This window comes from Agromyces sp. ISL-38, assembly GCF_018613935.1.
Classification (GTDB): domain Bacteria; phylum Actinomycetota; class Actinomycetes; order Actinomycetales; family Microbacteriaceae; genus Agromyces.
Genome location: NZ_JAGGPF010000009.1, coordinates 259,063 through 279,675 on the forward strand (window position 1 = coordinate 259,063; position 20,613 = coordinate 279,675).

The following is a 20,613-nucleotide window of genomic DNA, read 5'->3' on the forward strand; positions in this document are numbered from 1 at the left end:
CGAATACGTTCCTTTCGTTGTGCGCCATGTTCGGGGGTCGATACGTTCGCGTCGCGTAGGTCTGGATCGCCCAGGTCGTTGGTGATCGAGGCATCCACGCTCCCTTCAACGTTGAAAGGACTCCCGCATGACTCAGAAATCCCGGTGGAAGCTCGCCGCCACCGCCGCCGCAGGGGCGCTGATCGCTGCGTCGCTCGCAGCGGCGCCGTCCGCGATCGCGCTCGACACGAGTGACTCGGAGCCGCCCAAGCTCGTGTTCGGTGACGACTCCGTCGATTGGAAGGAGATCATCGTCGACGGCGACGATGTCGAGCGGGCGCCCGACGGACGTGCATTCAACGTGTTCGGCGGGTTCGGCTCGGTGTCGTGCAACAACACCTCGCGGCTGCTGCTCGACTACCGCGAGGAGAACCCCGAGGCGTACTGGCGGATCCTGAACATGCTGTTCAACCCCGACACCGGCGCGGGACTCATGCACATCAAGGTCGAGCTCGGCGCAGACGTCAACACGTCGTCGGGCGCGGAGCCCGCGACGAAGCGCAGCGCAGACGAGCCGGCGAACGTGCTGCGCGGGGCGGGGTTCCGCCTCATCGCCGACGCGAAGACGATCAACCCCGACCTCAAGGTCGAGGCGCTGCGCTGGGGCGAGCCCTCGTGGACGGGAAACCAGACCGACGCGCGGTACCGGTGGTACAAGGAGACGATCGACGCCGCGTACGACACGTACGGCGTGAAGTTCGACTACCTCAGCCCGTCGCAGAACGAGGTGAGCTCCGGGTACATCGCCCAGGAGCTCGCGTGGACGATCGAGGTCGCCAAGCGCCTCGAGGCCGACGCAGCGGCATCCGACGCCCGCTATGACTACGGAGACATCGAGATCGTCGCGCTCGACTCCTACCGCAACGGCGAGGGCGTCGCGGGGGCGATCCTCGCGAGCCCCGACGCACTCGAGTACGTTGATGCGATCGGCATCCACTACACGATCGGCGGCGGCCCCAACCTCACCCGGCTCAACAAGGAGTTCGGCAAGGAGGTCATCTACTCCGAGGGCGTGGCCCCGATGATCGACCCCGAGTACCGGCTCACCGCACAGCCCGAGATGGGCGGCATCGGCGGCACCGTCGGCGCGGTCGACATCGCCGACCGGTTCATCAACGCCTACAAGTGGTCGGGGTCGGGCGCGAACCCCGCGCACATGACGTCGTTCCTGTTCCAGCCGGCGGTCAGCGCCCTGTACGAGGGCTCGTCCTACTCGCCGAAGCACCTCATCCGCGCGTCCGACCCGTGGTCGGGCTACTACGAGGGCGGGGTCGGCATCGTCCTGGTGCGCCACTTCATGCAGTTCATCGACCAGGGCTGGGAGTACATCGAGGGCGCGAGCGGCGGCGACGGCACGTTCGCCGACGGCGGCACCGCCGTCGGGTCGAGCACCCGTACGGTACTCACCCTGCGCGAGCCACTGGACCCGACCGCTGCCGACGCACCGGGCCGCGGGGCGCACAAGCCCGACTTCACCCAGGTGCACGCGAACAACACCGCCAAGCCCCGCCACTTCGAGGTCAAGGTCGCCGATCTGGGGGTCACGAAGAACACGCCCCTTCACTTGTGGGAGACGACGGGCCCCGAGGCCGGCGAAGCCTACGATGCGGACTGGTTCCAGCCGATCGGCTACATCAAGCCGGTGCGGACGGAGACCGGCGCCGACGGCACGAACTACGTCGTCTACCGGGTCGAGGTCGCGCCGTATTCGATCCTCACGATCTCGTCGCTCGCCGACGGGCTCACCGACACGACGACGGAGTACGCGAGCGGCGACTACGCCTCGACCGCCGAGAACAGCCCGCTCGAACTGCCCTACACCGACGACTTCGAGTACGCGGACTACCCCGCGGAAGACGTCGGCGGCGTGAGCATGTCCTACCTCGAGCGTCGCGGTGGCACACCCCGCTACACGGCCGACCAGAACGGCGCCTTCGAGGTGGTGAGTTCCGCCGAAGCCGGGCACGACAACGTGTTGCAGCAACGCATCACCGCCGACAACCGGCCCTACACCTGGAACGTCTGGGGCGATGGAAGCCAGAACAAGCTGTCGACCGACGCGCCCGCGACGATCCTCGGCGACCACACGTGGGCGAACTACACTGCGGCCGTCGACGTGAAGTTCGACACCGAGGTGACGGATGCCACGCTGGCGAACTTCGCCGGCCTCGGAGTCCGCCAGGTGGTGTCGCAGGGTTCCGACCTCGCGGCATACGCCGTGCGGGTGTCGCCGGCCGGGGCGTGGGAGCTTCGCAAGCGCGACGCTGTCGTGGCATCCGGAACCATCGCCGACTTCGACGCCGGGGCGTGGCACCGGATCTCGCTCACCGCGGCGGAGAACGCCCTCACGCCGTCAGTCGACGGGACCGAGCTCACGACGTGGACCGACACCTCGGTGAACCCGATCATGACGGGCCGCGTCTCGCTCGTCTCGGGGTACTACGAGACCAACTGGGACAATCTCGCGATCACCCCGGTCGACGGGCTCGCGTGGGAGTCCACGAAGCTCGACGACACGGCGGCATCGCTCGCCTACAGCGGGCCGGTCGCGTTCCGCCAGGTGGGGTTCGCGCACTACAACCGCACGAACCACGAACTCGCCACCGGAGCATCCGTCTCCCTGCCCTTCAGCGGGAGCGGGATCAACCTCTTCGGCGCGACGGCCGCCGCAACCCTCGATGTCTCGGTCGATGGGGCATCGCCGAGTCGCGTGACGGTCGGCCCGACCGGCGTGCGGCAGACGTCGCACTGGTTGCGCGGCCTCGGAAGCGGCGAGCACACGATCGCGGTCACCGTGGTGAGCGGCACGTTCACGCTCGACGGCGTCGACGTGCTGAAGTGAGGCTGAGCGGATGCCGCGGCGAGCGCCCGCGGCATCCGCTCTCCGCGTTCGTCCCACTACAGTGACCTCGTGAGCGACTACGAAGTGTTGGAGATGGGCGGGCTCGACGAGTGGCGGGAGCACTACGGCGGCTTCCGCCCGGAGAGTTCACGCGACGGTCGGCGGGTCGTCGATCATGACGTCACGATGCAGTACATCGGCATGACCGCGAACGCGTATGAGCCGGGTGAGGAAGCCGGCTACTGGCATACGCACTCTCGCGTCGAAGAGCTGTACGTGTTCCTCGCCGGACGTGGGCAGATGGGTCTCAACGACGATGTCGTCGACGTCGGTCCTGGCACCGTCGTGCGGGTTGGTCAAGGCGCGTGGCGAACGTGGCGCTGCGTCCCTGACAGTCCAGGGCAACTGCGGTGGCTGTGCATCCGCGCGGGCGGCTCCGAGCTGCCGCACCTCCCCGACGACAGCCAGCGCGACAACGACCGCCCGTCGCCCTGGTAATCGGGGACCCGGTCCTCTCCAAGACATCTGGCAGTCAGCACTTGAATCGCCGCTGCGACCGGCGCAGAGTGGGAGGAGCGATGGAGGCTCCCATGCGCGACGCGATGGCTTACCCGGATGTCATGCCGATCCTGTCCCCAGGCCGGCATCGCTCGCCACGGCGCGGGGCGTGTTTCATGGAGTTCGCGTCGTACCTATCGGGCGAGCGCTGGAGCGACCACCCCGCATGCACGCAGGGCACCCTCGCACATCTCGCTCGGATGGTGAACGACCGGACGACCGACTCCGGCCGCGCCAGGCTCACGCCGCTCATCCCGACGGTCATCGGCCTGACGAGCGACGACCCGCTGCTCGATGTCCTGCTCGCCGTGCGGGCCGCCCACGCCGCATTGCCCGTCGTCGCCGTTGAGCGCCAGCGATCGCAGGCCGTCGCGGTGCATGTCGCGATCGCCGTCCTCGCGGTACACGGCGACGCGTTCGCCGCGGAGGGGAGCGAGTTGGCGAGGGCCGCCCTCCGCGCCGCCCCCGCCGCCGACGCATGGGCCGCCCGGTTCATCGAGGAGGTCGGTCCGATACGCCGCGCAGGAATGAGCGTCCAGCAATGCCGGGACGTCGTGACCGGCGCCGTCGACGGGATCGCGCGTGCGTGCGTCAGCGATGCCGATGATCGGCTCGTCTCGCTGCTCACGGCGGCCGTGTCGGACACGGCGCGCTTCGTGGGCGCGGAGCGTGCGGCGACGGATGTTCCCGCCCGCGCCGAGGCGCCCGTCGCGAGCTAGGGGGCCGTGTCGGCGCGTGAGCGCCACCATGACGCCGAAGCGAGCGCCGCGAGAACTGCCCCCACGGTGTTCAGCAGGATGTCGTCGACCGAGGAAACCCGTCCGAGCTGCAGCGTGAACTGGAGGACTTCGAAGAGCAGCGACACGCTGGCGACCACGAGCGCGACCACCCCCGGAACCCACTTCGCATCCGCGAGGCGGAGTCGGATCGGGAAAAAGAAGCCGAGTGCTGCGAAGGCCAAGAGGTTCCCGATCACCTGCACCACGCTGTCGTCGCCCGAGAGCACCGCCTGAAGATCATGGAATGGGATGAGCTGAAGTCCGCGAGAGCCCGACGTCGGAGTCATGATCATCCATACCCAGGGCACCGTACCCACCACGAGGCAGACCTCGGCCACCGTCGCGCGCCAAGCCCACGACGGCGACCAGCCACGCCGGGTTCGATGCCGCACCAGCCAGAAGATCACGAGCGCACCGAGCGGCAAGCCGAGGAGGGCGGTCACAGAGATGACGGCACCGTAACGCTCCCACACTGACGACATCCGAACCGAACTCTCCCTCTCCCGTCCGCCCATCCGCAAATTCGGCGCTCTCGTTCGACGTACCGGCAGCCGCGACGCAACGTGCTGATGAGCGCGAGAAAGAGGCCAACGACTCTGAGGCGGGACAGATCCCGAGCGTACAGTCCCGACAGTTGCCGCGCGGGTCCTTCGACGAGTTCAATTCAATTCGACTCTGCGCCCCAGCCCGAACTCCAGGGCGGTCGAGTCAGTCACCATCGCGTAGACGCCGCCAGGAACGCCCGGTAGGACAGCAACGGCAGCGGCGAGTGCCAAGAGCTCCGCTTCCGGGGCCCCCGCGACGAAGAAGAGATACTCTTCGCCGAACTCCTCGCCATCGTCGTAGATTTCGCCGCGCTCGCCGTCGAGTTGAACGATGTACTCCTCGATCGTGTCGATCCAGGAGAACGGGTATTCGCCTTCGGCAACGCCCGTCGCTGCGATCAACGGAACATGAATCTCGACGACGATCTCGGCCACGGTTCGCATCTTGCACGAGAGCACTGACAATCGTCAATCCGATCCCACCGGGGCGCCCGAACTTGGCGTGCTGGCAGACTTCCACACCGTCGCTGGTCGATGGGGCTCATCGGTCCAGCGCGACACAGCCAGTGCCGGAACCGCACGTGAGCCGGTCGGTGATGGACGCCCGGAAACGTGTCCGCCACCGGACACTCCGAATCGATCCGGCGATACGGGGCTTTCATATTTCTCGAGTTTTCACTTTCGATTTTTTCGATTTGGTGAGAACATGGGTGGGTGACCCCCTCGAACGCAACTATGGACGACCGCCCCGTCCTGCCCCCCGAAGACCTGCAGGCGATGCTCGAACTGTCGCGGTTTCTCGAGCAGCACGACCAGCCAGCCGCGTTGCTGGGCCCGGATGGTGAGCAGGTGCCCCTACCGTTCGAGGTCTACCAAGTGCTCATGAATGTTGTCCGCGCCATGAACGATCGCAAGGCGATCACGATCGCCCCGCTGAACCAGCGGCTGACCACGCAAGAAGCAGCCGACGTGCTCGGCATCAGCCGGCCAACGCTGGTCAAGCTGCTGGACGAGCACGAGATCCCGTACGACCAGCCCACCGGCGGAAGGCACCGCCGACTGCGATTGAGTGACGTGCTCGAGTATCGTGACCGCCGCCGGATCGACCGTCGTATTCGACTTGATGAGATGACACGGCAGGCTGGCGAGGACGGCCTGTATGAGGACTCAGCCGCTGACTACCGTGAGGCGCTGAAGCGTGCACGCGGCAAGGCGAGCTGAGGCTATTGGCGGGATTCGGCGCGCTTCTCGATGCGTGCGTTCTGGTGCCGGTGGCGCTGGCTGACATATTGCTGCGGGTCGCTGAGTTCGATGTATACCGTCCGCTTTGGTCGGACAAGATTCTTGAGGAAGTCCGCGCAGCCGATGGAGATCCATCCCGAGATGGCTCCGAGCCGGGTCGACGCTCGTCTGCACTCTATGAACGAGGCATTCTCTGACGCGTGCGTTCAGGGCTGGGAGCCGCTGATGGAGGGCTTGGTCATGCCGGATTACAACGATCGACACGTCGTTGCAGCGGCAGTCCGCGGCCGCGCAGAACTCATCGTCACAGCGAACCTCAAAGACTTCCCCGACAGTGTTCTGAAGCCTCTCGGGTTGCATGCGCTCTCCCCTGGCGACTTTCTCCTCGACCAGTCGGACCTTGCGCCTGAGATGACTCTGCGTGCCCTGCGGGACCAAGCCGCGGCGGCTCAGCACCCACCAATGACCGTGCTCGAGGTGCTCGACGCACTCGATCGAGCTGGCCTGCCCCGCTTCACCCGGCAAGCGCGGCTTCTGATCGATTCCTAGAGTCGACCCACTCGATTTGGGAGCATCGTGACACGACTGTCCGACCTGCGCTCCGTCTCGAACGCGTTCGCCGACGAGATCGCCGCGCTCGACCCCGAGGCGCCCGTGGCATCCGAGCTCTGGCCGACCGTCGGCCGCGTCATCGACCACCTCGGCAGCGTGCAGCGATGGGCGACCGAGATCGTTCGGAGCGGTACCGCCCAGGATCGCTCAGCGATGAAGCGCCCGGCCGATCGCGCGCGCCTCGAGTGGTTTCGCGAGGGCGCTGCGGGGCTTCTGGCCGAGCTCGCGGCGGCCCGACCCCGATCGCCCGTGCTGTGTGCTCTACCGGGCATCGGCAGCGTCGGTTTCTGGCATCGCCGCATGGCGCACGAGGCCGCGAAACACCTGTGGGACCTCCGCACCGCGCGCGACGCCGCGCCGCCGTTCCCAGACGAGGTCGGCGTCGACGGCTGCTGCGATGTGATCGAGGAGTTCGGCGACGTGTTCATGGCGCAGGCGCGCACGCGGGGCATCGAGCCACTGCCGGCGCCGCTCGCGCTCATCTCGTCCGACACCGACCGGTGCTGGCGCATCACACCCGACTGGCACCTCGAAGCGGATGCCGCGGGGCCGGTCGCCGGCGCGGCATCCGTCGGTCCTGCAATGGGCGAGGCATCCGATCCCGCCACCGTCGGCGACCTCGCGCTCATGATCTGGCTGCGAGCCGACCCGTTCGCCGGCCCCGACCGCTTTCGCGATCGACGGCGACCCCCACGTGGTGCGCGCGTTCCTGCGCACCCCCGTGCATCTGTGAGCGACTCCGGAGCGGATGGCGCCCCGGTCAGGATCCCTCGGGCGCGCGCCGCGCGTGCACGCGCTCGCCCTGGCTGCTCAGCAGATTGATGATCTCCGCCGGTTCGTTCGACGCGCTCACGTGCCCGTGCGGCACGCGTGTGTCGAACTCGGCGGCCTCGCCCGGCTCGAGCACGATCTCGTCGTCGCCGAGCGCGAGTCGCACCCGGCCGCTGAGCACGTAGATCCAGTCGTAGCCCTCGTGCGCGCGTTGCTCCACCGGTTGGTCGGGCGGATGACCCGGCAACACCATCTTGTAGGCATGCACGTCGGGGTTGTTGCGGGTGAGCGGAATGATCGCCCGGCCTCCGCGATAGAACGGCTTCGGATGCACCCGCGGGTCGGCGATCTGCGGTGCGCCGACGAGGTCGTCGAGGCTGGCACGATAGGCCGTCGCGAGGCGGATGAGGAGATCGAGCGTCGGCCGGCGCAGTCCCGACTCGAGACGCGACAGGGTGCTCACCGAGATGCCGGTCTCCTTCGAGAGCTCGGCGAGCGTCAGTCCGCGGCGCTGGCGGAGCGCGCGCAGCCGCGGGGCGACGGAATCGAGCATCCGCTCGAGGTCGGGTTCGTCCGGCATCCGATGCTCCTTGCGGTTTCAGCAAGTTCACTTGCCGTGTCGGCAGACTACCCCGACACTCGAAGCATGCACAACAACTCTTGGGACGTCATCATCATCGGCGGCGGCAGCGCCGGACTCAGCGCCGCGCTCATGCTGGGCCGCGCCCGACGGCGGGTGCTCGTGGTCGACGGCGGTGCGCCACGGAACCGATTCGCACCCCACATGCACGGGGTGCTCGGTCGCGACGGCTGGTCGCCGCTCGACCTGCTTGCGGTCGGGCGCGAAGAGGTCGAGCGATACGGCGTCGTCATCGAGTCGACGGATGTCACCACGACGTCACTCACCGCGGATGGATTCGAGGTCGTGCTCCCGACCGGCGAGCTGCACCACGGGCGCCGGATGCTCGTCGCGACCGGGCAGCGCGACGAGCTGCCCGACATTCCCGGCCTCGCCGAGCAGTGGGGAACGGGCGCGGTCGTCTGCCCCTACTGCGACGGATGGGAAGTGCGCGACCGCCGAATCGCGGTACTCGGGACCGCGCCGATGAGCGTGCACCAAGCCCAACTGCTGCGCCAGTGGTCGGCCGACGTCACGTACTTCGTCAACGGAGTGGAGCTCCCCGCCGACGCCTACGCAGGCCTCGTGGCGCGCGGGATCGCGATCGAGACCCGAGAGGTCACCCGCATCATTGCCGATGAAGACGGTCGACTCCGCGGCATCCGTCTCGCCGACTGCACCGACGTTGCGGTCGACTCGATCTTCCTTCATCCGCTACCCGTGCCGAACGATGTGGTGCTCCGACAGCTCGGGGCGGCGACGACCGAGGAGCTGGGCATCGACTGGGTCGCGGTCGACGCCGAGGGACGCACGAGCGTTCCGGGCCTGTGGGCGGCGGGCAACGTGACGTCGGCGCGCACTTCGGTGCCCATCGCGTCCGCCGCCGGCAACCTCGCGGGCGCCACCATCAACGCCGACCTCATCGACGAGGAGATCCGCGAGGCGGTCGCGGCATCCGTGGCCTCCGGCGTGCAGTCGCTCTCCTGATGGTCGCGAAGCCCGAGCCTCAGCCCGCAAGGGACGGGATGAATCGGTTCCACGCCCGCCGCCGCTCGCGCCGCGGGTCTGCTTCGATGCGGTCCTCGGCGTCGACGATGAGCGTCGATCTCGTGCGTTCCTCGTAGCGCGGCCACGCCTCGGCCGGTACGCCGTCTTCGGCGAACTGCAGCCAGAGGGTGCGCATCCGTTCGCCGGCGGCCGCGTAGGCCTCCTGTCCACCGAGCGACGTCATGACGCGGGCGAGCGGCTCCTCCGTGCTGTCGAACAGGGCGAACATCTCGACGCCGTGCGTCGCGTTCAGGCCGAGGAGCTCGAGCAGGCGCGGCGCCACGTCGAACCGGTACGACCAGACGGGCGCGTACCGCGAATGGAAATCGGCCACCCGGGTGCTCGGAAACCAGAAGCCGTAGTCACCGCCGAAATCGGCGCCCGCCCGCAGCCCGGGCAGGCCCGGATAGGCGTCGCGCATCGCTTGGTGGGCGCTGAGCGGCGCGCGCTCGAACAACGCGTCGATCCGCTCCGGTGTGCGCGGCAGGATGTCGACTCGGCCGCGGAAGATCGAGCCCTCGCGATCATTCGTCCCGATGATGAGCGGCACGCGATGCGCACGGCCGTCGCGGAACGCCCGAATCGGCGACTCCGGTAGGAACTCCCCGTCGACGACCGGTGCGAAGCAGAACGCGCCGGGGTAGGCATCAGGAACGCTCGCCTGCAGGATGGCGGATGCCGCAACCAGATCGTCCACTGAAGCATCCGATAGCAACTGCTGGGGAGAAAGCGCGACCCCGTCTGCCCCCGCGTCGCCGTCGGATGCCTCACGCGCGCCGACGACGTCTCGCAGAATGTCGACGAACTCCTGCGCCCAGCGCGAGGTCACCGCCGACGCATAGACGGCGGTGGGCGGCGGGCTCTGTGCGATCGCTCGGGCGAACAGCCCTCGCGCCGAGGGCGTGGCCATGAGCGTGGTGACGGCGTTGCCGCCCGCGGACTCGCCGAACACCGTCACGTTGTCGGGATCTCCCCCGAAGCCGCTGATGTTGTCCCGCACCCATCGGAGCAGCGCCACCTGGTCGCGCAGGCCGAGATTGCTCGCGAACGATCGTTCCGGGCTCGAGTAGCCGGTGAAGTCGAGGTATCCGAGCGCCCCGAGCCGATAGTTGAAGCTCACGTACACGATCCGTCCGCTCTGCACGAACCCCTCGCCCTGTCCCGAGAAGTCGCGCGACGACCCCGCGCTGTTGCCGCCGCCGTGGATGAAGACCAGGACGGGCAGCAGCGTGCGCTCTCCAGCGTCTCGCACCGGCGCCCGCACGTTCACGGTCAGGCAGTCCTCTGCAGTCGGAACCACCGCGGAGGGTGGACGGATCAGCCGATACGAGAACGGCTGCGGCGCGATCGGGCCGAACGCGGAAGCATCACGTATCCCGTCCCAGGGAACGACCTCGGCGGGAGGCGCGAATCGTAAGTCCCCTAAGGGCGGAGCCGCATACGGGATGCCGCGCCAGGCGAGCAGGCCGTCTTCGAGTACGCCGCGAACCATGCCCCCAGCGACCTGAACGTCGAGCTCTTCGTCGAGCGAGCGGTTCGGTGCGATGACGTTCGCACCCATGTCCACTCGCCCATTGCAGCACGGGAAGCGAGTTGCACGACAGGGCTTGCATATTCACCCGACTCGCGAAGTATGTATGGAGTGGATGTCGATTCCGCCATCCCATGCACGCGAAGGAGCACATCATGGGAATCATCGCCGTCGACCTCTTCATCACCCTCGACGGGGTGTACCAGGCGCCGGGAGGTCCCGACGAAGACCGCGAGGGCGGCTTCGAGTTCGGCGGCTGGCAGGGCGCGTACTTCGACGACGAGTCCGGCGAGTCGATCGGCGCTGGCATCGATCGCCTCCAGGCGCTGCTGCTCGGTCGCAAGACCTACGACATCTTCGCCGCCTACTGGCCGAACGCGGGCGACGACCCCATCGCGGTGAAGTTCAACGCGGTGCCCAAGTTCGTGGCTTCGCACACACTGACCGACCCGAGCTGGGCCGGAACGACGGTGGTGACGGATGTCGCGACCGAGGTGGCTGCGATACGCGACCGCTTCGACGAGATCCACGTCTTCGGCAGCGGCGGCCTCGTGAAGACCCTGCTCAAGGAGCATCTCGTCGACCGGTTGAACCTCTGGGTCTACCCGATCACCTTCGGCACCGGCAAGCGGCTCTGGACCGACGGCCTCGTGCCGTCGGCCTTCAAGCTCGTCGAGCCGCCCAAGGCCTTCCCGAAGGGTGCGATCTCGCTCGTCTACGAGCCCGCGGGCGAGCCGGTGACGGGCGTCGACATCTCCGACATCGGGGCGCAGCGCGAGTAGGCAGGCAGCCCGTCAGCTCGCGGCGAGCTCTGGGTAGAGTGCAACCAGCTCACCCGAGAGCGCGGACTTGACGTACACGCTCGTCGCGTCGGCGAGCACCTCGTGGGCGCCTGACTCGAGGCCGTCGTAGATGGCCGCGACGATTACCTCGGGTCGTTCCTTCGGCACGTCGAGGCCCGCGGTCATCGGAGTGTCGGTGTAGCCGAGGTGCGCGCCGACCACCTGCGTGCCCCGCCCGGCGAGCTCGAGTCTCAGCGAGTTGGTGATGGACCAGAGCGCCGCCTTCGAAGCGCTGTAGGCGTTGCCGCCGGCGTGCCAGCTGAGGGCCGAGTGGATGTCGACGAGGGCGCCACCGCCATTCGCGGCGAGCACCGGCGCGAATGCCTGGGCAACGGCCAGCGGGCCGAACACGTTGGTCTCGAACAGTGCACGCACGTCGTCGAGAGAAGCCGTCGAGAGGGGTGCAGCGTAGCCGGCGCCGGCGTTGTTGACCACGACGGTGGTGTCGGATGCCGCGGCGGCCGCAGCTGCGACGGAGGCGACGTCGGTCACGTCGAGCGCGAGCGGCACGACGCGCTCGTCGCCCCACTCGCGCGGGCTGCGGGCGGTGGCGTACACGCGTGCAGCGCCGCGCTCGAGGGCCTGACGCACGAACTCGGCTCCGAGGCCGCCGTTCGCTCCGGTGATGAGCACGACGGAGTTGTGGAGATCGGTCATGGTGTGTTGCCTTTCGAGCGCCTGAGTTGGAATTACCAAGCTAGCAGGCTGAGTTCGTAGTCCCAACTCAGTTGGTGCGATGGCGTCATGCGAGAGACGGCGGATGAGACGGAACAGCGCTGCTCGATCGCGCGCAGCCTCGAGGTGCTCGGCCAGAAGTGGTCGCTCCTCATCGTGCGCGAGGCAGCCCTTCGCAGCCGCACTCGGTTCGCCGAGTTCCGGGCTGAACTGGGGATCGCCCCCGACGTGCTGACCGACCGTCTTGCGCGACTGGTCGACGCCGGCATCCTGGAACGCCGGAAGTACCGAGAAGCCGGCGAACGAGAGCGTGAGGAGTACGTGTTGACCGGTGCGGGCGGGGCCCTCCTGCCGGTGCTCGCTGCGATCAACGCGTGGGGAGACGAGTACCGTCCGAGCAGCTTCGGCCCTGCCGCGATCTACACCGAGCGCGAGACCGGCGCGCCGGTGCGTCTCGCGTTCGTCGACGACGACGGCAGGGAACTCGACCGCGACGACGTCGTGGTCATTCCCGGCCCCAGCTTCATCGGGGCGGCCTGAAATCTGGGTCTACCCGATCATCGAAGCGCAGCGCGAGGAGGCAGGAAGATCAGCGGATGCCGCGTCGGGTGCTTGTCGACGAGGCATCCGCGACCGTAACGTCGAACCATGGACGATCGAGAGCGCGGACGCGAGGTACTCGACGAGATCGCGCCCGGCATCCTGTCGAAGCCGGATACCGCGATGAGCAGGATGTTCAACTCCGAGGGTCTCTCGGTGCGCGGCAAGATCTTCGCCTTCGCCTCGAAGACCGGCGACCTCGTCGTGAAGCTGCCCGCCGAGCGCATCGACGCGCTCGGGCTCGACAACATGGTGATGGCCGGCCGCCCGAGGCGCGAGTGGGCGGTCGTGCCGCTCGCCGACGGCGTCGATCGGTGGCGCGCGATCACCGGCGAGGCCTACGCCTTCGTCGATTCGATCACGCCGTAGCATCCGATCGCCGGCAGAGCTGGCGGCGAGAACGATGACCGATTCTCACCGAACGTCGGCTCGACGGAGTTGACAACAGCGACGGGTTCGACTGCAATATATTGCATGCCGCTGAACCGCTCCCGGGCCGAACGCCCGAGTTCTTTGCGCGACTACGCCTACCGCGAGCTCCGCGATGCGATCGTGAGCGGCGAGCTCGCCCCCGGCGAGCGCCTGCGCGACCCCGAACTCGAGGAATGGCTCGGCGTGAGCCGCACGCCGATCCGCGAGGCGATCGCCCGCCTCGAGGTGGCCGGGCTCGTGCACACCCGTCGCGCGAAGCAGACGGTCGTCGCCCCGCTCGATACCCGCTCGGTGCTCGCGGCACAGCGCATCGCCGCGTCGCTGCACGAGCTCGCGGTGCGCGACGCCGTGCCCCAGCTCACCGAAGACGACCTCGACTCCATGCGCGAGGCGAACGCGCGCTTCGCCGCAGCGCTCGCCGCTGAAGACACCGACGACGCCGTGCGCGCCGACGACGAGTTCCACGATGTGGCCGTACGCGCGAGCGCCAATCCGCTGCTGCCAGGGCTGCTCGAGCAGGTGACGCCGCTCCTCCGCCGGCTCGAGCGGGCGCGATTCGCCTCGCTCGCCGGACGCGGCTCGGTCGCCGACCACGACCGGATCATCGAGCTCTGCGCGGCCGGCCGCGCCGAGGAGGCGGGTCTCGCCGCCCGCGAGAACTGGTCGACCCTCGGCCGCTTGCTCAACCTCGACGAGGCATCCCCGGCGGCTGAGTAGCGCCCGGCGCAGCCGGACGCGTATCGAAACCACATGACGTACAACCCAGATCGAAGGAGAGACCCATGACCCTCGCCGACTTCCCCCGGCATCCGCTCACCTTCGGGCCGAGCCCGATCCATCCCGTCAATCGTCTGAGCGACCACCTCGGCGGCGCCCGCGTCTGGATGAAGCGCGAAGATGTCTCGAGCGGCCTCGCCTTCGGCGGCAACAAGACCCGCAAGCTCGAGTACCTCGTGCCAGACGCGCTCGCGAAGGGCGCCGACACGCTCGTGTCGATCGGCGGCGTGCAGTCGAACCACACTCGTCAGGTCGCGGCGGTCGCGGCGCACCTCGGAATGAAGGCCGTGCTCGTGCAGGAGCATTGGGTCGACTGGCCCGATGCCGTGAACGACCGCGTGGGCAACATCCTGCTGTCGCGTCTCATGGGCGCCGACGTGCGGCTCTCCCCCGCCGGATTCGGCATCGGGTTCAAGGAGTCCTGGCGTCAGGCGATCTCGGATGTCGAGGAAGCGGGCGGCACTCCGTACCCGATCCCCGCCGGCGCATCCGATCACCGGCTCGGCGGACTCGGCTTCGCGAACTGGGCGCACGAGGTGGCCGCGCAGGAGGCCGAGCTCGGCGTCTTCTTCGACACGATCGTCGTGTGTTCAGTGACCGGATCGACGCACGCCGGCATGATCGCCGGCTTCGCCGACCTCGAGCAGAACTTCGGCGGACGGCCGCGGCGCGTGATCGGCATCGACGCGTCGGCCAAGATCGACGAGACCCGCGACCAGGTCGCCCGCATCGCACGCAACACGGCGAAGCTCATCGACATCGGGCGCGACCTGCACGACGACGAGATCACCGTGCTCGAGGGCTGGGCGGGCGATGAGTACGGCATCCCGGTCGAGTCGACCGACGAGGCGATGTTCCTCACGGGCCGCCTCGAGGGCGTCATCCTCGACCCGGTCTACGAGGGCAAGTCGATGGCGGGCCTCATCGACCTCGTCTCGAGCGGCAGGATCTCGAAGGACTCGAACGTGCTCTACGCCCACCTCGGCGGCCAGCCCGCGATCAACGCATACAGCGGCCGCTACCACTGAGCGAGCGGATGCCGCGTGCCGCCGCCGATCCGGCAGGCGGCACGCGGCACGCGGCGTGACGTCGGCGTGACGTCGTCAGCCGAACGGGATGACCCCGACCAGCACGCCGACCGCCAGCATCACGAGCGACACGATGGCGGCCCTCCAGAGCACCTTCCTGTGGTGATCGCCGAGATCCACACCCGCGAGCGAGACGAGGAGCAGGATCGCCGGCACGAGCGGGCTCTGCAGGTGCACGGGCTGGCCGATGACCGACGCCCGTGCCATCTCGACGGGGTCGATGCCATAGGCCTCCGCGCTGTGCGCGAGCACCGGAAGGATGCCGAAGTAGAACGCGTCGTTCGACATGAAGAACGTCATCGGGATCGACAGGATGCCGGTGATCACCGCGAAGAACGGCCCGAGCGCGGGCGGCACGATCTGCACCACCCAATCAGCCATGGCCGTCACCATGCCGGTGCCGTTCAGCACGCCGACCAGCACTCCTGCCGCCAGCACCATGGAGACGACGCCGACGATGCTGGGCGCGTGCGCGACGATCTCGTCGGCCTGCGACTTGACCCGTCGGAAGTTGACGACGAGCGCGACCGCCGCGCCGACCATGAACACGTAGGCCAGCGGGAAGATGTCGAGAACGAGCAGCACCATCACCGCGGCGGTGAGCGCGAGGTTGAACCAGATGAGCTTCGGTCGCAGCGAGGCGCGCTGCGGGTCGAGCATCGTGTCGGCCATCATCGTGTCCCGCTCGTCCTCCTCGACGGCGACGACACTGCGGGCGCCGCTCGGCGCGATCGTGACGACGTTGGTGGTGTCGAGCGTCGCGCGGGCACCGACCGAGCCCTGCGCGCCGCGGACCAGGCGCGGCATCCACCCACGGCGGCCCGTCGACTCGGCTGACGAAGAGCCCGAACCGGAGCGTGTCGCGGCACCAGTGCCGCCAGCGGCATCCGCTCGACCGGCCCACTCCTCGACCATGAACTCGCTGGTTGCGAGCGACCCCAGCCGGCGACGCTCGCCGAGCCCGAGGAACCAGGCGAACAGGAGCGACACCGCGAGACCCACCGCGAGCGACGGCAGCATCGGCACGAAGATGTCCGTCGGCGAGACCTCGAGAGCGGATGCCGCGCGCACGGTCGGACCGCCCCACGGCACGATGTTCAGCGTGCCGTTCATGAGTCCGGCGACGACGGTGAGCACGACCGGGCTTATGCCGAGCCGCAGGTAGATCGGCAGCATCGCCGAGGTGACGATGATGAAGGTGGTCGAGCCGTCGCCGTCGAGCGACACCGCCCCAGCGAGGAGCGCCGTGCCGAGCACCACCTTCGCCGGGTCGTTGCCGCAGAGCCGCGTGATGAAGCGGATCAGCGGGTCGAACAACCCGACGTCGATCATGATCCCGAAGAACATGATCGCGAACATCAGCAGCGCCGCCGTGGGCGCGAGAGTCCCGATCGACTCCAGGATCATGTCGCCGAGACCGAGTCCGGCACCGGCGAAGAGGCCGAAGATCGTCGGGACGATGATGAGGGCGACCATCGGTGTGAGCCGTTTGGTCATGATGAGCGCCATGAAGGTGAGGATCATGGCGAAGCCGAGGATCACGAGCATGATGACTTCCTTGTCAGTGTCGGGCGCGGTGCGCTGTGAAGGTGACATTAGGTCGCCGGGGGCACGGCGTCGCGGTATCCCGCATTCGTGCACGTTCTGCGCGTAGCGTGAGTTCTGCGCGTTCTGCTCGCGGCCGCGACCGGGACGGCGCGACGGCGAGCGCCTAGCCTTGAATCGCACCCGCCGAGGATCGCCGGAGGATCGAGGAGGATCGCGTGCGCTTCGCCACCCAGGTGCTGCTGCTGCAGCTCGCGTGCGTCGTCGCGGTCGTGGCAGCCTGCACCGCCGTCTTCGCCTGGCTCGGCGTGCAGCAACTGCGCGACGAGGCGGAGTCGACCGCACTCGGTATCGCCCGCAGCCTCGCCGTCGAACCAGACGTGCGGGAGGCCGTTGCGGCGTACTCCGCGCAGGCATCACCGCCCACGGCCGCATCGCTCGAGAATGGGCCGCTGCGCGGCATCGCTGCGGCGGTGGAGTTGCGCACCGAGGCGCTGTTCGTCGTGATCACCGACGACCGCGGCATCCGCCTCGCCCACCCCGACCCGTCGCGACTCGGCGAGCCGGTCAGCACGAGCCCCGAAGCCGCGCTCTCGGGTCACGAGACGGTGGCATGGGAGCGCGGCACGCTCGGTGAGTCCGCGCGGGCCAAGGTGCCCGTGTACGGCGACGACGATGCGAAGCCCGTCGGCGAGGTGAGTGTGGGCTTCGCGCCGTCGAGCGTGTTCGCCGACCTGCCGGGGCTCGTGGCCGGCATCGGCACCGCCGTGGTGCTCGCGCTGCTGATCGGCGCCGGTGCCTCCGCGCTGATCCGCCGCCGGCTCGAACGGGCGACGCTCGGGCTGCAGCCCGAGGAGCTCGCTGCACTCGTGCAGAACCAGGCCGCCGTGCTCGACGGCGTCGGCGACGGCGTGATCGCGTGGTCGCCGAACGAGATCGTGCGCGTGTGCAACGCGGCGGCCGAGCGGATGCTGCGACTCGACGATCCCGTCGGCGCTTCCCTCGACGGGATGGAACTGCCGCCGCAGCTCCTCGACGCACTGCGACGAGAGCCCGCGCCGGGCCGGTCCGCGGCCGACGTCGACGCGGGTCTGGGCGACGGGATCGTCGTGAACGACCGGGTCGTGTACGTCGACACGCGTCGCGTTCGCCGTGGCGACCGAGACCTCGGCACGGTGGCGATCGTCCGCGACCGCACCGACCTGATGGCCCTCGCCGAGCGGCTCGAGGCCGTGCGGGCGACCACGAACGCCCTGCGCGCGCAGCGCCACGAATTCGCGAATCGCCTGCACGTGGCGGCGGGACTCATCGACGCCGACCGGGTCACCGACGCTCGATCGTTCCTCGACGAGCTGATGGAACGCGGCCCGGTCGCGTATCCGCTGGACGCGCTGGCGCCCGTCGACGAACCGTTCCTCCAGGCCTTCCTCGGCTCCAAGTCGGTCGAGGCGGCGGAGCGCGGCGTCACACTGCGCATCGCTGACGACACGCTCGTGCTCGGCGTGGTCGCTCGCCCCGAGGATGTCGCGGCGGTGCTCGGCAATCTGGTCGACAACGCCGTGAGCGCGGCGGTCGACGGACCGGAACCCCGATGGGTGGAGGTGAGCCTCCTCGACGACGGCGACGAGCTGGCGATCACGGTCGCCGACTCGGGCCGGGGCGTCGTCGACCCCGAGGCGCTGTTCGCACGGCGCGCTTCGACGGATGCCGCGCCCGACGTCGTGCGCGGACACGGCGTGGGGCTGCCGCTCAGCCGCGAGCTGGCGCGCCGCCTCGGCGGCGACGTGAAGCTGGTCGACGCCGGCGGCGACGGACACGGCGCGGTGCTCGCCGCGCAGCTGCCGCACGTGATGACGACGGAGGTGGAGGCGTGACCGATCCGCTGCGCGTGCTCGTGGTCGACGACGACTTCCGCGTCGCCGGCATCCACCGTGACCTCGTGGCTGCGCGCAGCGGCTTCGTTGCGTTGGAACCGGCCAACACGGTGCGCGCCGCTCGCGCGTCCGTGCGTGATCTCGCGCCCGACCTGCTCCTCGTCGACGTGTTCCTGCCCGACGGCGACGGGCTCGAGCTCGTTCGCGAGGCCGGGGTCGACGCCTTCGTGATCAGCGCGGCCGACGACGGTGCGACGGTCCGCCGTGCGCTGCGCGCGGGCGCGCTCGAGTACTTGGTGAAGCCCTTCGAGCCGCGGGTGCTCGGCGAGCGGCTCGACGCGTACCGCCGGTTCCGCAACGTGCTGCGCGACGACCGGCCGACCGACCAGGAGACGATCGACCGGGCGCTGCGGGTGCTCCGGGCCGCCGAACCGACCTCGCTCTCACGCACGGGCACCGAACAGCTGCTTCTCGAGACCCTCGGCGATGCGGAGGCGTCGGCAGCCGAGGTGGCGGAACGCGCGGGCCTGTCGCGAGCGACGGCCCAGCGCCACCTCGCCGCCCTCGCGTCGCGCGGCGTGGTCGAGGTGACGCTCCGCTACGGCACGACCGGCCGTCCTGAACACAGGTACCGCCGCCGCGCCTGACGGAACTACGTGCGCAGCAGCCCGCGCAGCGTCTGGATCGTATCGGCGTCCTGGGGCCGTTTGTCGTCGCGATACCGCTTGACACGCGCGAACCGCAGCGCGATGCCGCCAGGGTAGCGGGTCGACCCCTGCACGCCGTCGATCGCGATCTCGACGACGGTGGTGGGCTCGAGCCACACGGTGTGCTCGGTGCGGCGCACCTCGATCTGCGGGAAGTACTCGGTCTGCCACTTGAGGAGCTGGTCGGTGAGCCCCTTGAACGTCTTGCCGACCATCACGTAGTCGCCGGGCTCGCCGAACTCGCCGGTGGGGTCGAGCGCGCCGAGGTGCAGGTTCGAGAGCCATCCGGTGCGCCGCCCCGAGCCCCACTCGCACGCGAGCACGACGAGATCGTAGGTGTGCACGGGCTTCACCTTGATCCAGCTCGAACCTCGCCGGCCCGCGGCATACGTCGACCCGATCGCCTTGACCACGACGCCCTCCTGCCCCGCGGCGAGCGCGTCGCGCGAGACCCGCTCGGCGACCTCGGGGTCTGCGGTCACCTCACCTGGGATGCGGTGTGCGGGGGCGATGCGCTCGAGCTCGGCGAGGCGGGTGGCGAGCGGCTCGTCGAGCAGGTCGCGCCCGTCGACGTGCAGCACGTCGAAGAACCACGGATGCAGCAGGGTCGCCCGCGCGGCATCCGCTCCGAACCGCGACATCGTCTCTTGGAACGGACGCGGCGCGCCGTCTTCGTCGAGGGAGAGCGTCTCGCCATCGAGGATCACGTCGTGCACGGGCAGTGCCCGCACCACCTCGACGACCTCGGGCAGTCGGTGGGTGACGTCGGCGAGGTTGCGGGTGAACACGCGCACGTCGTCGCCTGCGCGATGCACCTGGATGCGCGCGCCGTCGAGCTTGTATTCGACGGATGCCTCGCCCGTGGTCTCGAGCGCCGCCGCCGCGCTCGATGCGCTGGCAGCGAGCATCGGCAGCACGGGCCGGCCCACGACGAGCCCGACCGCCTCGAGTTCGGCCTCGGTTCCCGTGAGCGCGAGCCGGGCGGTCTTTCCGAGATCGCCGGAGAGCATCGCCGCGCGCCGCACGATGTCGGCGGGTCGATCGGACGCCCGCGCGATCGCATCGGTGAGCACCCCTTCGAGGGCGCCGGTTCGCATCTCGCCGAGCAGCACGCGAGCGATGAAGCCCTGCTCATGCTCGGTGGCGCGCGCCGTGAGTTCGCGGAGCTCGCGGCCGCGGCCGCCCGCAGATCCGGCACCGGATGTCGCGGCGAGCCGATCGAGCATGGCGTCGAGCTCGGCCACGGACACCGTCGCGGTGTCGGCGGGCTCCCCCATCGCGGCGCCGACGGAGCGCCAGCCGACTCCCACGCGCCCCTGCCGCGGCTTGCCCACGAGGAATCCGATGGCAGGCGCGATCTCTTCTGGCTCAAGACGGCGCAGTAGCTCGGCCAGCGCGTCGACCTTCGCGAGTCGCGACCGGGTCGACGCGACGGTGTCGGCAGTCACCACGAGCTCGTCGAGCAGCACGGGGCCAGTCTGCCACCGG

21 protein-coding genes are annotated in these 20,613 nt (G+C 69.0%); 14 read left to right on the top strand and 7 right to left on the bottom strand.

Going from position 1 to position 20,613, the window contains the following annotated elements:
- Nucleotides 1-127 precede the first annotated feature (127 nt).
- From J7E25_RS08655 to J7E25_RS08665, 3 genes are all read left to right on the top strand, one after another.
- Nucleotides 128-2,881 (top strand): hypothetical protein, encoded by a 2,754-nt coding sequence (locus J7E25_RS08655; protein ID WP_214869731.1) that lies wholly within the window; start codon nt 128-130, stop codon nt 2,879-2,881.
- Between the two features lie 69 nt (nt 2,882-2,950).
- Nucleotides 2,951-3,379 carry a cupin domain-containing protein gene (locus J7E25_RS08660; RefSeq protein WP_214869732.1) on the top strand — a complete coding sequence of 143 codons (429 nt, stop codon included), beginning with the start codon at nt 2,951-2,953 and terminating at the stop codon, nt 3,377-3,379.
- Nucleotides 3,380-3,555: 176 nt separating this feature from the next.
- The gene (locus J7E25_RS08665) at nt 3,556-4,158 is read left to right on the top strand and encodes a hypothetical protein (protein WP_251038893.1); all 603 of its coding nucleotides are present in this window, start codon (nt 3,556-3,558) and stop codon (nt 4,156-4,158) included.
- On the opposite strand, the gene J7E25_RS08670 is transcribed toward J7E25_RS08665, so the two are convergent.
- Together J7E25_RS08670 and J7E25_RS08675 are read right to left on the bottom strand one after the other, a co-directional pair.
- Nucleotides 4,155-4,661: a VanZ family protein gene (locus tag J7E25_RS08670; RefSeq protein WP_214869734.1), complete on the bottom strand. Its 507-nt coding sequence runs from the start codon at nt 4,659-4,661 to the stop codon at nt 4,155-4,157. The two genes, J7E25_RS08665 and J7E25_RS08670, sit on opposite strands and share 4 nt — an antisense overlap.
- A 216-nt stretch (nt 4,662-4,877) precedes the next feature.
- Nucleotides 4,878-5,198 carry a hypothetical protein gene (locus tag J7E25_RS08675; protein ID WP_215009119.1) on the bottom strand — a complete coding sequence of 107 codons (321 nt, stop codon included), beginning with the start codon at nt 5,196-5,198 and terminating at the stop codon, nt 4,878-4,880.
- A gap of 300 nt (nt 5,199-5,498) precedes the next feature.
- Between J7E25_RS08675 and J7E25_RS08680 the strand changes: the two genes are divergently transcribed.
- The 3 genes from J7E25_RS08680 (at nt 5,499) to J7E25_RS08690 (ending at nt 7,439) form a co-directional block, all read left to right on the top strand.
- Nucleotides 5,499-5,984: a helix-turn-helix domain-containing protein gene (locus J7E25_RS08680; protein ID WP_214869735.1), complete on the top strand. Its 486-nt coding sequence runs from the start codon at nt 5,499-5,501 to the stop codon at nt 5,982-5,984.
- Between the two features lie 198 nt (nt 5,985-6,182).
- On the top strand, nt 6,183-6,554 hold the full coding sequence (locus J7E25_RS08685) for a PIN domain-containing protein (protein ID WP_214869736.1): 372 nt from the start codon (nt 6,183-6,185) through the stop codon (nt 6,552-6,554).
- A 27-nt stretch (nt 6,555-6,581) separates the two neighbouring features.
- Complete coding sequence (locus J7E25_RS08690) at nt 6,582-7,439, top strand: maleylpyruvate isomerase N-terminal domain-containing protein (RefSeq protein WP_214869737.1); 858 nt, start codon at nt 6,582-6,584, stop codon at nt 7,437-7,439.
- Here the strand turns inward: J7E25_RS08690 and J7E25_RS08695 are convergent.
- Nucleotides 7,378-7,968, bottom strand: a complete 591-nt coding sequence (locus tag J7E25_RS08695) for a helix-turn-helix domain-containing protein (protein ID WP_214869738.1) — start codon at nt 7,966-7,968, stop codon at nt 7,378-7,380. The genes J7E25_RS08690 and J7E25_RS08695 overlap by 62 nt on opposite strands.
- Nucleotides 7,969-8,034: 66 nt before the next feature.
- On the opposite strand from J7E25_RS08695, the gene J7E25_RS08700 reads away from it, so the two are divergent.
- Complete coding sequence (locus J7E25_RS08700; protein WP_214869739.1) at nt 8,035-8,994, top strand: NAD(P)/FAD-dependent oxidoreductase; 960 nt, start codon at nt 8,035-8,037, stop codon at nt 8,992-8,994.
- A 19-nt stretch (nt 8,995-9,013) separates the two neighbouring features.
- On the opposite strand, the gene J7E25_RS08705 is transcribed toward J7E25_RS08700, so the two are convergent.
- The gene (locus J7E25_RS08705; RefSeq protein ID WP_214869740.1) at nt 9,014-10,615 is read right to left on the bottom strand and encodes a carboxylesterase/lipase family protein; all 1,602 of its coding nucleotides are present in this window, start codon (nt 10,613-10,615) and stop codon (nt 9,014-9,016) included.
- 125 nt (nt 10,616-10,740) lie between these two features.
- On the opposite strand from J7E25_RS08705, the gene J7E25_RS08710 reads away from it, so the two are divergent.
- Nucleotides 10,741-11,367, top strand: coding sequence for a dihydrofolate reductase family protein (locus J7E25_RS08710; RefSeq protein WP_214869741.1), 627 nt, complete (start codon nt 10,741-10,743; stop codon nt 11,365-11,367).
- 12 nt (nt 11,368-11,379) lie between these two features.
- On the opposite strand, the gene J7E25_RS08715 is transcribed toward J7E25_RS08710, so the two are convergent.
- Nucleotides 11,380-12,084, bottom strand: a complete 705-nt coding sequence (locus J7E25_RS08715) for an SDR family oxidoreductase (protein ID WP_214869742.1) — start codon at nt 12,082-12,084, stop codon at nt 11,380-11,382.
- Nucleotides 12,085-12,171: 87 nt separating this feature from the next.
- Here J7E25_RS08715 and J7E25_RS08720 point away from each other — a divergent pair, with 87 nt between their 5' ends.
- From J7E25_RS08720 to J7E25_RS08735, 4 genes are all read left to right on the top strand, one after another.
- Nucleotides 12,172-12,642, top strand: coding sequence for a helix-turn-helix domain-containing protein (locus J7E25_RS08720; RefSeq protein WP_251038894.1), 471 nt, complete (start codon nt 12,172-12,174; stop codon nt 12,640-12,642).
- 108 nt (nt 12,643-12,750) lie between these two features.
- On the top strand, nt 12,751-13,071 hold the full coding sequence (locus tag J7E25_RS08725) for a hypothetical protein (protein ID WP_214869743.1): 321 nt from the start codon (nt 12,751-12,753) through the stop codon (nt 13,069-13,071).
- 105 nt (nt 13,072-13,176) lie between these two features.
- Nucleotides 13,177-13,851 (top strand): GntR family transcriptional regulator, encoded by a 675-nt coding sequence (locus J7E25_RS08730; RefSeq protein WP_214869744.1) that lies wholly within the window; start codon nt 13,177-13,179, stop codon nt 13,849-13,851.
- A gap of 65 nt (nt 13,852-13,916) precedes the next feature.
- Nucleotides 13,917-14,939, top strand: coding sequence for a 1-aminocyclopropane-1-carboxylate deaminase (locus J7E25_RS08735; RefSeq protein ID WP_214869745.1), 1,023 nt, complete (start codon nt 13,917-13,919; stop codon nt 14,937-14,939).
- A 75-nt stretch (nt 14,940-15,014) separates the two neighbouring features.
- Here J7E25_RS08735 and J7E25_RS08740 read toward each other — a convergent pair whose 3' ends face one another.
- Entirely contained in the window at nt 15,015-16,547 is a 1,533-nt protein-coding gene (locus J7E25_RS08740) for a CitMHS family transporter (RefSeq protein ID WP_214869746.1), read from the bottom strand.
- A 215-nt stretch (nt 16,548-16,762) separates the two neighbouring features.
- On the opposite strand from J7E25_RS08740, the gene J7E25_RS08745 reads away from it, so the two are divergent.
- Together J7E25_RS08745 and J7E25_RS08750 are read left to right on the top strand one after the other, a co-directional pair.
- Nucleotides 16,763-18,418, top strand: a complete 1,656-nt coding sequence (locus J7E25_RS08745) for a sensor histidine kinase (protein ID WP_308164451.1) — start codon at nt 16,763-16,765, stop codon at nt 18,416-18,418.
- Complete coding sequence (locus J7E25_RS08750) at nt 18,415-19,065, top strand: response regulator (RefSeq protein ID WP_214869747.1); 651 nt, start codon at nt 18,415-18,417, stop codon at nt 19,063-19,065. Before J7E25_RS08745 ends, J7E25_RS08750 begins: the two co-directional genes overlap by 4 nt.
- Before the next feature lie 5 nt (nt 19,066-19,070).
- On the opposite strand, the gene J7E25_RS08755 is transcribed toward J7E25_RS08750, so the two are convergent.
- Complete coding sequence (locus J7E25_RS08755) at nt 19,071-20,594, bottom strand: ATP-dependent DNA ligase (protein ID WP_214869748.1); 1,524 nt, start codon at nt 20,592-20,594, stop codon at nt 19,071-19,073.
- Nucleotides 20,595-20,613: the final 19 nt, after the last annotated feature.

Excerpts from the sequence above, each read along its gene's own strand:
- J7E25_RS08655 (WP_214869731.1), top strand. The coding sequence starts at position 128 with ATGACTCAGAAATCCCGGTGGAAGCTCGCCGCCACCGCCGCCGCAGGG.
- J7E25_RS08695 (WP_214869738.1), bottom strand. The coding sequence starts at position 7,968 with ATGCCGGACGAACCCGACCTCGAGCGGATGCTCGATTCCGTCGCCCCG.
- J7E25_RS08705 (WP_214869740.1), bottom strand. The coding sequence starts at position 10,615 with ATGGGTGCGAACGTCATCGCACCGAACCGCTCGCTCGACGAAGAGCTC.
- J7E25_RS08715 (WP_214869742.1), bottom strand. The coding sequence starts at position 12,084 with ATGACCGATCTCCACAACTCCGTCGTGCTCATCACCGGAGCGAACGGC.
- J7E25_RS08700 (WP_214869739.1), top strand. The coding sequence starts at position 8,035 with ATGCACAACAACTCTTGGGACGTCATCATCATCGGCGGCGGCAGCGCC.
- J7E25_RS08725 (WP_214869743.1), top strand. The coding sequence starts at position 12,751 with ATGGACGATCGAGAGCGCGGACGCGAGGTACTCGACGAGATCGCGCCC.
- J7E25_RS08685 (WP_214869736.1), top strand. The coding sequence starts at position 6,183 with ATGAACGAGGCATTCTCTGACGCGTGCGTTCAGGGCTGGGAGCCGCTG.
- J7E25_RS08710 (WP_214869741.1), top strand. The coding sequence starts at position 10,741 with ATGGGAATCATCGCCGTCGACCTCTTCATCACCCTCGACGGGGTGTAC.
- J7E25_RS08665 (WP_251038893.1), top strand. The coding sequence starts at position 3,556 with ATGGAGTTCGCGTCGTACCTATCGGGCGAGCGCTGGAGCGACCACCCC.
- J7E25_RS08680 (WP_214869735.1), top strand. The coding sequence starts at position 5,499 with ATGGACGACCGCCCCGTCCTGCCCCCCGAAGACCTGCAGGCGATGCTC.
- J7E25_RS08720 (WP_251038894.1), top strand. The coding sequence starts at position 12,172 with ATGCGAGAGACGGCGGATGAGACGGAACAGCGCTGCTCGATCGCGCGC.
- J7E25_RS08740 (WP_214869746.1), bottom strand. The coding sequence starts at position 16,547 with ATGCTCGTGATCCTCGGCTTCGCCATGATCCTCACCTTCATGGCGCTC.
- J7E25_RS08735 (WP_214869745.1), top strand. The coding sequence starts at position 13,917 with ATGACCCTCGCCGACTTCCCCCGGCATCCGCTCACCTTCGGGCCGAGC.
- J7E25_RS08730 (WP_214869744.1), top strand. The coding sequence starts at position 13,177 with ATGCCGCTGAACCGCTCCCGGGCCGAACGCCCGAGTTCTTTGCGCGAC.